Annotated in this window: 10 protein-coding genes and 1 pseudogene; 4 read left to right on the forward strand and 7 right to left on the reverse strand. The window is 65.5% G+C overall.

Going from position 1 to position 11,144, the window contains the following annotated elements; translation table 11 throughout:
- From EOA75_RS34140 to EOA75_RS20620, 4 genes and pseudogenes are all read left to right on the forward strand, one after another.
- Window positions 1-249 (forward strand): annotated as a pseudogene (locus EOA75_RS34140) (dihydrodipicolinate synthase family protein); the annotation flags it as partial.
- Window position 250: 1 nt separating this feature from the next.
- Window positions 251-1,219 (forward strand): D-2-hydroxyacid dehydrogenase, encoded by a 969-nt coding sequence (locus EOA75_RS20610; RefSeq protein ID WP_095826972.1) that lies wholly within the window; start codon window positions 251-253, stop codon window positions 1,217-1,219.
- 13 nt (window positions 1,220-1,232) lie between these two features.
- On the forward strand, window positions 1,233-2,777 hold the full coding sequence (locus EOA75_RS20615; RefSeq protein WP_067327502.1) for a trimethylamine methyltransferase family protein: 1,545 nt from the start codon (window positions 1,233-1,235) through the stop codon (window positions 2,775-2,777).
- Between the two features lie 34 nt (window positions 2,778-2,811).
- A complete protein-coding gene (locus EOA75_RS20620; protein WP_164747471.1) occupies window positions 2,812-3,714 on the forward strand; it encodes an SMP-30/gluconolactonase/LRE family protein in 903 nt (300 codons plus the stop codon).
- Window positions 3,715-3,791: 77 nt separating this feature from the next.
- Here EOA75_RS20620 and EOA75_RS20625 read toward each other — a convergent pair whose 3' ends face one another.
- The 7 genes from EOA75_RS20625 to EOA75_RS20655 all read right to left on the reverse strand — a co-directional run.
- Window positions 3,792-4,565, reverse strand: a complete 774-nt coding sequence (locus EOA75_RS20625) for a glucose 1-dehydrogenase (protein ID WP_067327509.1) — start codon at window positions 4,563-4,565, stop codon at window positions 3,792-3,794.
- A gap of 10 nt (window positions 4,566-4,575) precedes the next feature.
- Window positions 4,576-5,910: a dihydroorotase family protein gene (locus tag EOA75_RS20630; protein ID WP_095826975.1), complete on the reverse strand. Its 1,335-nt coding sequence runs from the start codon at window positions 5,908-5,910 to the stop codon at window positions 4,576-4,578.
- Between the two features lie 8 nt (window positions 5,911-5,918).
- Window positions 5,919-6,857, reverse strand: a complete 939-nt coding sequence (locus tag EOA75_RS20635; protein WP_127325026.1) for a polysaccharide deacetylase family protein — start codon at window positions 6,855-6,857, stop codon at window positions 5,919-5,921.
- Between the two features lie 11 nt (window positions 6,858-6,868).
- The gene (locus EOA75_RS20640; RefSeq protein ID WP_127325027.1) at window positions 6,869-7,894 is read right to left on the reverse strand and encodes an NAD(P)-dependent oxidoreductase; all 1,026 of its coding nucleotides are present in this window, start codon (window positions 7,892-7,894) and stop codon (window positions 6,869-6,871) included.
- A 30-nt stretch (window positions 7,895-7,924) separates the two neighbouring features.
- Entirely contained in the window at window positions 7,925-8,689 is a 765-nt protein-coding gene (locus tag EOA75_RS20645; RefSeq protein ID WP_127325028.1) for an SDR family oxidoreductase, read from the reverse strand.
- Complete coding sequence (locus EOA75_RS20650) at window positions 8,686-9,936, reverse strand: MFS transporter (protein WP_127325029.1); 1,251 nt, start codon at window positions 9,934-9,936, stop codon at window positions 8,686-8,688. Before EOA75_RS20650 ends, EOA75_RS20645 begins: the two co-directional genes overlap by 4 nt.
- Window positions 9,933-11,144: oligopeptide/dipeptide ABC transporter ATP-binding protein (locus tag EOA75_RS20655; protein WP_127325030.1), on the reverse strand; the 1,212-nt coding region annotated here is incomplete at its 5' end. The genes EOA75_RS20655 and EOA75_RS20650, both read right to left, overlap by 4 nt.

Here is an 11,144-nt window from a genome sequence, read left to right on the forward strand (position 1 = left end):
GTCTATGACGGCGCGCGCGCCGGCCGCGACGTCTCGGCCGCCGATGCCGCCATAAAGGAATTTCGAAAGGCGGTTCAGACCGCGGGGCTGATCGGCGGCATGAAAGCGGCACTTGCCGTGCGCTCCGGCGACCAGCGCTGGCTCAACCTGCGCGCGCCGCATGAGAACACCAGCCCGCAGGCAGGCAAGGCTTTGCTCGAGACGCTGGGTCCTCTTGCCGATCACATTCCTGGTCCGAGGCGGGGCTGAAATGTCCGCGCGGCCAACAATCATCGTCAGCAGCGACGCGCCGGACGGGCCGATTGCGGCGCTGGCGGAAACCCATCCCGATCTCAGGGTGCTCGGCTGCGACAGCTACGAGGCGCTTCCCGACCTGATTGCGGACACCGGCGCCGAGGTGGTGTTCACCATCAAATTCGACCGGGGATCGCGCTATCCGCGCGCGGCGCTGGTCGAGAGCCCGACCGTGCGCTGGGTTTCGGTCGGCGGCTCCGGCACGGATCACCTGCGCCCCTGGGATCCGACAAGGGTGACGATAACCAATTCGGCCGGCGTCGCTGCCGACATGATGGCCGAATATGTCTTCGGCGCGATGCTTTCCTTCTCGCTCGGCCTGCGCGGCTTCGCACGCGAGCAGGCTGCCAGGAGGTGGACGGCCGGCAAGGTCGAGCCGATCCAGGGCAAGACGCTTCTGATCCTTGGGCTCGGCAAGACGGGGCAGGCGGTCGCCGTCCGGGCCAGGGCCTTCGGCATGACGACCCTGGGCGTGCGCGCCAGCCCGAAACCGACCTACCACATCGATGAGGTGCACGGCATGGCCGACCTGCCCAGCCTGTGGGGCCGTGCCGATTTCATCTTGTGCGCGGTGCCGCTGCTCGAAAGCACACGTGGCATGGTGGGCAGCGAAGCCTTCTCGGCGATGAAGCCTTCGGCGGTGCTGATCGACGTTTCCCGCGGCGGCGTCGTCGACGAGGCGGCGCTCCTTGCGGCGCTCGACGGTGGCCGGATCAAGGGCGCGGCGCTCGACGTCTTCGCCCTCGAGCCGCTGCCGCCGGCGCATCCGCTGTGGGGCTACGAGAACGTGATCGTCACGCCGCATTGCTCGTCCGTCTACGACGGCTGGGACGTGAAGTCGGCACGCATGTTTGCCGAGAATCTCGCCCGCTACCGGCGCGGCGAGCCTTTGGCGAATGTGGTGGATCCGGGACGCGGCTATTAAGGAGGACAGGCCGATGACAGCGCATGACAGGCGAAGCGGCGGACGGCGCACCAGAGCGGCCGGGCGCAGTGGCGGCGGCATTGCGCAACTGCCCTGGCAGCGCGTCACAAACCCCTACGCGCCGATGCAGATCCTCGACGAGGAGCAGATGGACAAGCTCCACCGGACCTCGATGCGTATTTTGTCCGAACTCGGCATCCGCGTCATGGGCGAGAAGGTGCTGGGTATCTTCGAGGCCGCGGGCGCCATCGTTGATCGGGCCGAGAACACGGTGCGGATCGACGAGAGTATCGTCAGAGAAGCGCTTAGGAACGCGCCATCGTCCTTCTCGCTAAGCTCGCGCAATCCGGACAAGCAGATCCGCATCGGCGGCAATTCGCTGGTGTTCGGGCTGGTCGCCGGGCCGCCCAATGTGCATGACCGCATCAACGGCCGCCGGCAGGGCAATCTGGCTGACTATGAGAACTTCATCCGCCTCGCGCATCATTTCAACGCCATCCATATCATCGGCAACCAGGTGGTGGCGCCTATGGAGCTGCCGGCGAATTCGCGCCATCTCGACACCTATCGCGCCAATCTCACGCTGTCGGATCTGAGCTTCCATTGCTCGGCGATCGGCCGCGGCCGCGCCATGGATAGCATCGCCATGACGGCGATCGCACGCGGCACGACCATCGAGGCACTGCGCAATTCGCCGGGGGTCACGACGATTATTTCCGTCAACTCGCCGCGCCTGTTCGACGAGGCGATGGCCGAAGGCCTGATCGCCATGGCGGAGCACGGCCAGCCGGTGACGATCACGCCCTTCACCCTGATGGGCGCCATGACCCCGGTGACGCTGGCCGCGGCTCTTGCGCAGCAGAATGCCGAGGCCCTGTTCGGCGTGACGCTGACGCAGCTGGTCAATCCCGGCACGCCGGTGATGTATGGCGCCTTCACGTCCAATGTCGACATGCGTTCCGGCGCGCCTGCCTTCGGCACGCCGGAGAACGCCAAGGCCAACATCGTCGCCGGACAGCTGGCGCGGCGCTATAACCTTCCCTACCGCACCTCCAATGCCAATGCCTCCAATGTCGTCGACCTGCAGGCGGCCTATGAGACCGAGATGGCGACCTGGGGCGCGGTGCTCGGCGGCGCGAACCTGATCTATCACGCCGCCGGATGGCTGGAGGGCGGGCTGACAGCCTCCTACGAGAAGCTCGTCCTCGACGTCGAGATCCTGCAGAACATGATGGAGTTCCTGCGGCCGATGCCGTTCGAGGAGGACGACCTCGGCTTCGAGGCGATCAAGGCCGTGCCGACCGGCGGACATTTCTTCGGGTCGGAGCACACCATGGCGCGCTACGAGACCGCCTTCTACCGGCCGATGCTGTCCAATTGGCAAAATTACGGCAGCTGGCAGGAAGCGGGCGGCCACGATGCGCTGGAGCGGGCGACGCAGCTCTGGCAGCAGGCACTCAGCGACTACGAGGAACCGGTTATGGATCCAGCCATCCGCGAGGAGCTGGACGCCTATGTGGCGCGCCGCAAGGAGGAGATCGGCGCCGGCGAGCCCTAAGCGCCTGGAGTTCAACGAAAGAAAGGGGAAGCGCATGACAAGACAGCATTTGCTGGGCACAGTGTTAGCCCTCGCTCTTACCGCATCGGCACACGCCGCGAACGTCAAGGTGATCAATGACGACGCTTGGTTCGCCGAGGGCCCGATCTGGTACCAGGACAAGCTCTTCTACGTCGAATACGGCCGCGGCACTGTGGACGTTTGGGACGGCAAGAAGAACGCGATTTTCTGGAAGATGGATGGCTGCGGCCCTTCGGCCGTGCTGCCGACCGCGACGGGCGAATTCGTCGTCACCTGCTACGACAACAACACGATCGGCCGCATCTCGGCCGACGGCAAGACGCTGCCGGCCTACGACAAGGACACCGACGGCAAGCCGTTCAGCGGCCCCAATGATTTCGCGCCGGACAAGGAGGGCGGCATCTACTTCACCGGCTCCGGCAAGGGCGGTCCGCTGATCGACGCGTCGGCCTACTACATCGGCAAGGACGGCAGCGTGAAGAAGGTGGCTGGCGACCTGCACAATGCCAATGGGCTGGTCATGTCGAACGACGGCAAGATGCTCTACCTGGTCGAAACCGAGGACAACCGCATCATCGAGTTCGATGTCGGGGCCGATCACAGCTTGAGCAACCGTCGCGTCTTCCTTCGGCTCGACGATCTGTTCCCGAACCAGCCGCATATCTGGCCGGACGGCATCAAGATGGACAAGGCTGGCGAGATCTATATCGGCCAGAGCCCGCGCTCCCTCGACGCGCCGGGCAAGATCATAGTGGTGGACAAGGACGCCAAGCTCTTGCGCACGCTTTCGGTGCCGTCGCCGTCCATGCCGAACTTCGCCTTCGGGCCCGATGAAAAGGAACTTTACGTGATGGCCCTCGACCAGATCGATGCAGCACCTTGGCACGGCAAGGTCTACGAAGTGCCGAATAAGTAGCTGCGATCGTCGTGATCGTCGGATAGCAAGGAGGCTGGCCGCTTTGCAGCCGGCCTTTGCTTTCGCGCGATGACCGCTCAGCCGGCCATCCAGCCGCCGTCCACCATCAGGTTGATCCCGGTGACGTATGTCGCAAGGTCGCTGGCCAGGAAAAGCGCCGCGCCGGCGACATCGTTCGGCTCGCCAAGCCGCGGCCATGGCGTGCGGCGGCGCGAATAGTCGAGCGCATCAGGGTCGTTGGCGATGCCCGGCTTGCCGGTGATGATCTTGCCGGGAGCTATCGCATTGCAGACGATCAGGTCCTCGGCGTGATCGACCGCGATCTGGCGCGTCATCTGCACGATCGCGCCCTTGCTGACCGAATAGGGGAAATCGCCCGGGCAGGCGACCATACCGTGCTGCGAGGCGATATTGATGATGCGCCCGCGTACGCCGTTGACCGGCTCCTGCCTGAGCATCTGCAGCACCGCCTGTTGCGAGCAGTAGAAGAAGCCGGTGACGTTGACGTCGATCACCTTCGCCCATTGCTCCGGCGTGGTCTGGAGCAGATTGGTCGAGGTATAGACCGCGGCGTTGTTGACTAGGATATCGAGCCGCCCGAACCGGTCCACCGCCTGCCGCATCATGGTTATGACGGCCTGCTGATCGGCGATGTCCGTGGAGATGAAGATCGCCTCACCGCCAGCCGCTTCGATCAGCCGGACCGTTGTTTCGCCGCCTTCGATAGCTTCCTCGCGCGTATCGGCGACCACCACCTTCGCGCCGTCCTGCGCGTAGCGTTGCGCGATGGCGCGGCCGATGCCGGAGCTCGCGCCGGTGACAATGGCAACCTTGCCGTCCAGAAGACCCATCTTGCCTGCCTCAGCTTTCCCACCGCACCACTTGGCCTTGTCCCGGGTTGACCAGCGCGCCGTCACGCGTGATTTCCTCGCCGCGCAGGAACACCTGCCGCAAGGTGGCTGAAACGCTCCAGCCGTCAAACGGCGTGTAGCCGGCCTTTGACTTCTGGTCGGCATCGCGGATGGCAAAGGTTCGCGTCGGGTCGATGATGAGGATGTCGGCATCGTGGCCGACGGCCAGCCTGCCCTTGCGCCGGCCAAGCCCGAACCGGTCGGCCGGATTGGCCGCGCACAGGCGCGCGATGTCGCGCAGCCCAATCAGGCCTTCGTCGACGAGCTTGAGCATGACGGACAGCAGCGTCTGCAGTCCGGGCATGCCGCCCGGGATGTCCGCGAAAGCCGGATAGTCGGCGGCCTTCTCAGCGGGGCTGTGTGGCGCGTGATCGGTGGCGATGATGTCGATCAGCCCGGCCGCTACAGCCTCGCGGAGGCGCTGCACATCTTGCCTCGGCCGGAACGGCGGTGATCCCTTCAGCCGCGCGCCTTGCTTTTCGTAGTCGTCCGCACAGAAGAACAGGTTCTGGGGTGTCGTCTCGACGCTGGCATCGGCAAGATCGCGCAGGCGCCGCCAGGTCTCGACGCCGAGCGAAGAGTTGATCTGGCGGACATGAACGCGCGCGTCGGTCTCGGCCGCCGCCAGCAGCGCCCGCGCGATGCCGTTGGCCTCGGCCAGTGGGGGCCGGCTTTCGCGGAACGCTGCGATGTCGCCAGAATGAACGCGCGCGGCGCTGCCCACCAGCAGCGATTGATCGCCGGGCGAGATGCCGACGATCGTCTTGAGCGCGCTCATCCGCTTCAGCGCGTGAAGAACGGTGTCCACCGTCGGAAAAAGAAACGGCTCTGGGACATCCGCCGTGAAAAGCTCGAACGACACCGGGGCAAGCGCCGCGAGCCTTTCGAGACCGTCCAGCCTCTCGCTGACAACAGCCTGGAAGCCGACATCGACGTTGAGCTTGCCTTCGGCCATCGACATCTTCTCGGCAAGCTGGTCTGCCGTCGCCGTCCAGGGCTCGTCGGTCGGCATGTCGAGCACCGTCGTCACGCCGCCGAGCGCAGCCGCATGCGTGCCCGACGAGAAGTCTTCCTTGTGGGTCAGTCCCGGTTCGCGCAGATGCGCGTGCGCATCGACGAGACCGGGCAGCAGCATACAGCCGCTTGCGTCGATCACCTTCCGCGCTTCGGCCGCCTCTCCTGGCTGGATCAGGGCCGCGATCCTGCCGGCGTTGATGGCAATGTCGCGGCGGGCTTCGCCATCTGCGTTGACGATCGTCGCGCCGCTGATGAGGGTTTCGAACATTCCGCTGTTCAGCCGGCACGCTTGCTGGCAAACGTCCGGTGATTGTCGAGCCAGTACCGCGCGATGCCTGCGCGCCGCATGAAGATCGCTCCCGGCGTCTTTTGCACGTGCTCGATCACCTCGCGCAGGCCGGACGCCCGGTTCGGCTGGCCCATCCAGCGCGCGTGCACGCAGATATTGAGCATCCGTCCGCCCGTCTCTTCTGCCTCCCACAGCATGTAATCGATGGCCGAGCGGCAATCCTCGGCAAAGTCGCGTGGATTGCTGTAACCCGGCGCGATGAGGAAGCGGCTGTCGTTGAGCGTCTTGGAATAGGGCACGACCAGGATTTTCTCCTCGCCATGGTCGACGAAATAGGGCAGCTCGTCGTTGCAGGGATCGGAGTGGTACAGAAAGCCGCCCTCGCGCACCAGCAGGTCGCGGGTGTTGACGCTTGGAAACGAGCGGCAGTTCCAGCCGAGCGGCCGCCGGCCAAGCACCTTCTCGTAAAGCGCGATCGCTTCGTGCAGCTGCCGCTCCTCTTCCTCGCGCGGCATGCCGGGATAATCGGTCCAGCGCAGCCCGTGACCGAGCAGGTCGTGGCCGCGCGCATTCATCCACTCGGCGACGGCAGGATTCTTCTCCAGCGCCACCGCGCAAGCCGACACCGTGATCGGCACATCGTAGCGGTCGAACAGCCGAGCCAGCCGCCAGACGCCGGCGCGGCTGCCGTATTCGAAATGCGTTTCGGTGCCGAGGTCGCGATGCAGTGAAAGGCCGGGGTTGTTGTATTCGCCCCAATTGTCGTTGCGGCCGTCATCCAGCCAGTTGTACTCCGACCCTTCCTCGTAGTTCAGCACGAGATTGATCGCGACTGTCGCGCCGCCCGGCCAGGTGACATAGGGCGGGTTCGGTCCATAGCCGACGAAGTCGCGCGGCTGGACCGGTTGTGAGGCAGCGCTTGTCATGGCAATCCCTCTCACTTCGTCTCGTTGGCCGAAATCCAGTCCATATAGGCGTGGAACGCCTCCTTGCCCGGGCGCGGCCGCCATGCCGTATCGCGCATGATCCTCGCAATGTCGTAGGCGCCCCACATGCCGCCTTTCAGCGACACGTCCTGTACGATATTGGCGTCTTCTCCGGGCGTCACCTCAACCTTCAGCGCCGGAATGCGCTCCTTTGCCCAGGCGATGATCTCTCCGATGGTCTGGCTGGAGCCGGAGCCGATATTGTAGTGGCGGTAATTGAGGCGCGGCGCATCGAGCAGCGCGAGGATCGCGGCAGCGACATCTGTCGAGGCAAGATAGTCGCCCACCGGCTCCAGACTGTTCGGCCGGATCGTTTCGCCGGCCAGGGCCATGTGCGCAACACGGTTGGGGACATGGCGGAAGTTGCGGCTCTCGGTCGCGCGATCCATCGGGCCGTAGACGGAAGCAAGCCGGACCGAAACCGCCGACAGGCCGAACAGGTCGGCATAGCGGTTGGTCACCATCTCGGAGGCGAATTTGGAGATGCCGTAAAGCGTCAAGGGCGCGACGTAGCCGTCCTCCGGCAGCGGCTCGCCGCTCCAGTCGGGGCCATTGTGCCGATAGATGGCTCCCGAACTGACATAGACGAAGCGCTTGACGTTGGCCCGCGCGCGTGCCCATTCGAGCATGCGCACGGTGCCCATGAGGTTGATATCGACGATGCGAGCCGGGTCCTCGGCCTCCGGCTGGCGCTTGGCCTCCGAGGCGCTGCCGCGCGAAATCGGTGTGATGGTCGCGCCATGTACGATCGCGGTGACGTGCTCGTTGTCGAGCGCGCCGGACCACCCCGTCGGATCGAGGATATCCGCGCTGATCACTTTGAGCCGGTCGCGCACCGGAGCGAAATGCCTTTCGGCCGCGGCGTCGAGGCCGGCGCGATCCAGGATGACGGCGCACGCGCCAGGGTCGCGGTCCAGCCAGGCACGCGCCACCACGCTCATGACGAAGCCGGTGCCGCCTGTGACGAGAAGGGTCATGTCTTGGAGCCTCCTATGCTGGAAATTGATTCAACGCACCGCATAGCCGCCATCCACCAGGAGGTCCGTGCCGGTGACGAAGGAAGCGTCGGACGAAAGCAGAAAGGCGCAGGCGGCTGCGATCTCTTCGGGCTCGGCAATTCGTCCGAGCAGATGCGCAGGTCCTAGACCCTTGTCGGCCGCCTCCAGACTGGGCCAGCGCTGCAGCAGGCGCGCGGTCGCGACCGCTCCCGGTGACAGGCTGTTCACCCGGATGTTCTGATCAGCATGGTCGATCGCCATCGCCTTCGCCAGATGCACAAGCCCCGCTTTCGCCGCGCAATAGGCCACCGCCTTGCCGACGGCGACGCGCGCGAATTGCGAGCCGATGAAGACGATCGACCCGCCGCCGCTCGATGCCATCAGCGGCACCGCGAATTTGGAGATCAGGAACGCGCCGGTCAGGCTGACGTCGACTTCCAGCCGCCACTTGTCGACTGCAAGGTCGGCGACGGTGCCGTCGGTCGAGGGAGCCGCGGCGTTGTGGACCAGACCGTCCAGCCGGCCGAATGCTTGAGCTGTCGCGTCGACAGCATCTTGGACCGAGTCCGGATCGGTGACATCACAGTCGACAGCCAGAGCATTCGGCCCAAGGCTGGCGGCAAGCGCCTTCGTCGATGCTGTGTCCCGATCCGAGCAGGCGACACGGGCTCCCTCGTCGGCGCAGCGGCGCGCGATCGCCGCGCCGATGCCGCTCGCGGCGCCCGTGATCAGAACGAACTTGCCATCCAGACGGTGGGCAAGGGCGCTGTTCACGGCTCGCCTCCGCACGGCTGCGCAACCGCGACACCGACCGGCCGCCGCCGCAGATTGATGCAAGCCGCAACCGCCACCAGAATGCCGCCGGTGCCGAGCACAAACAGCATGGCCTGCGGCGCGGTACGCTCCATCAGTCCGGCGGCGAGACCCGGCGTCAGGATGTTGCCGACCGAATAGAGCAGAAGCAGCGTGCCCGAAGCCGCCACCATGTGCCGGCTGTGCATGCGCGAATTGGCGAAGGCGATGGCCACAGGATAGACCGTGAGCGCGGTTGCTCCATAGAGGAAGAACAGCAGGAAGAGCAGCGGTAGCGGTCCGCTGCCCAGCCAGGCGATAGAGGCGCATAGCGACACGGAAAGCAGTCCCTGGACAAGCAGCATGATGCGCCTGTCGAACCGGTCGGACAGCCATCCGATAGGCGTCTGCGCCAGCATGCCGGCAATGCTGACGGTCGTCACCAGGCCGACAGTGGCGGCGGCGGACAGTCCGATCTTGGCGCCGTAGATTGGCGTCAGCACGAAGATGTTCATGTTGGTGATGCCTGCCTGGAAGATGCTGACCACCGTTACCGGAGCGAGACGCAGCAACTGGATGACGCCGTAGCGTTCGTCATGCGCCGGGATATCGGCCAGGGACGGCTCGGTTTGCTCGGCGGGCAGGGCCGGCCAAGGCCTGGAGACAAACCGTGCAAGCGCCGACAAGAGCACCGTCGCCGCGCTGACGGCGAACAAATGCGGCGAATGCGCGCCGACGATCTCCAGCAGCAGCTGTCCGAACAGCACCGCGACCGCCGTCGTCAGCATGTAGATGGAGAACAGCCTGCCGCGATTGTGCTGGTCGGCATAGAGGTTGATCCAGCTTTCGCAGACAACGAACATTGCCGCCATGGCAAGGCCGCCGAGCAGCCGGAGGCAAAGCCATGCCGGCATGAAATCGGTGAGCGCGAATCCCGAGGCGGCAAGGCTTGCAAGCACGGTTATGGCGAAGAAGGCGCGCTCATGGCCGACGCGCGACACCAGCGGACGCGCGACGAGGCAGCCGATGAGAAATCCGACCGGATAAGCGGTCAGCACCAGTTGCACTTCGGAAGGGTCGATTCCCGGCGCGCTCAATGCCAGCGAGACCGCGGTGGTCAGCATGGCGCTGCCGGTGCCGGCCAGGCAGATGCGCGCCATGATCGACAGGATGGCGCGCGACCGTTCGGCCTGACGCCAGAGGCGGCCCAGTGAAGCTGGCCTCGTCATGAACGGTCGCTCGCCTCGTCCGGATGCCTGGGACTCTCCAGCGCTTCCGCCGGAATGTGGCAGGCGATCTCGTGCGTGGCGGACATCCTGCGGATCGGTGGCGGTTCCCTGTCGCAGATCGAACCCAGCTTGCGATGGCAGCGGCTGGCAAAGCGGCAGCCGCGCGGGACATCGACGGGGCTCGGCGTGTCGCCGGTCAGCGTGATGCGGTTGCGCTCTGCCCCTTCCGGTTTGGTGCTGCGGATCGCCGAGATCAGCGCCTCGGTGTACGGATGGGTCGCACCGCCGAAGATCTCCTCGACGGTGCCTTTTTCCATCACCTTGCCGAGATACATCACCACGACCTTGTCGGCGACGTGGCGCACCAGCGCCAGGTCATGGCTGATGAACAGCATCGTCGCATGCCGGGTCTTCTGGATGTCGAGCAGCAGCGTCACCACGGCCGCCTGCACGGAGACATCCAGCGCCGACACAGGCTCGTCGGCGACGATCAGCGACGGATCGGAGGCGAAGGCGCGGGCGATGGCGATGCGCTGCTTCTGCCCGCCGGACAACTGGCTCGGCCGGCGGGCGGCGAAGTCCGGCGAAAGCCGGACCATCTCCAGCAGCTCGCGCATGCGCTGGTCGATGGCCGCCTTGCCCTTGCGGATGCCGAACTTCTTCAGCGAGCGACGGATCGAGAAGCCGGCGCTGTGCGACGGATTGAGCGTCGAGTCCGGGTTCTGGAACACCATCTGGATCGATTGCAGCAGGGGCTTCGGCCGCGCGCTCGCTTCGATCGCGGCGATGTTTTCGCCAGCCATGCGGATTTCGCCCGAAGTGGCGCGGTCGAGGCCGGTGACGATACGCGCCAGGGTCGACTTGCCGCAGCCGGATTCGCCGACCAGCGCGACGATCTCGGCCTTGCCGGCCTCGAAGGATACGGCCTCATTGGCCTTCAGCGTCTTGTGGTGACCGAGGTGATAGAACTTGGTGATGTCGGAGAAAGTGATCTCGGCTGCCGGTGCCGCACTCTCGCCGGATAGCGGCGGAAGCTCGCGATGAGCCACCTCGAGTTCGGGCCAGCGCACGCAGCGCACAACATGCCGCTCGCCGACCGGTTCCAGCGTCATGCCGGGCCGGTCGCACAGGCCGGCGCGGAAACCGGCGCAGCGCGGACCAAACAGGCAGCCGCGCGGCCGCTCCGACGGCAGCGGGATATGGCCCGG

The sequence above is a fragment of the Mesorhizobium sp. M1A.F.Ca.IN.022.07.1.1 genome (assembly GCF_003997575.1).
Lineage (GTDB): Bacteria > Pseudomonadota > Alphaproteobacteria > Rhizobiales > Rhizobiaceae > Mesorhizobium.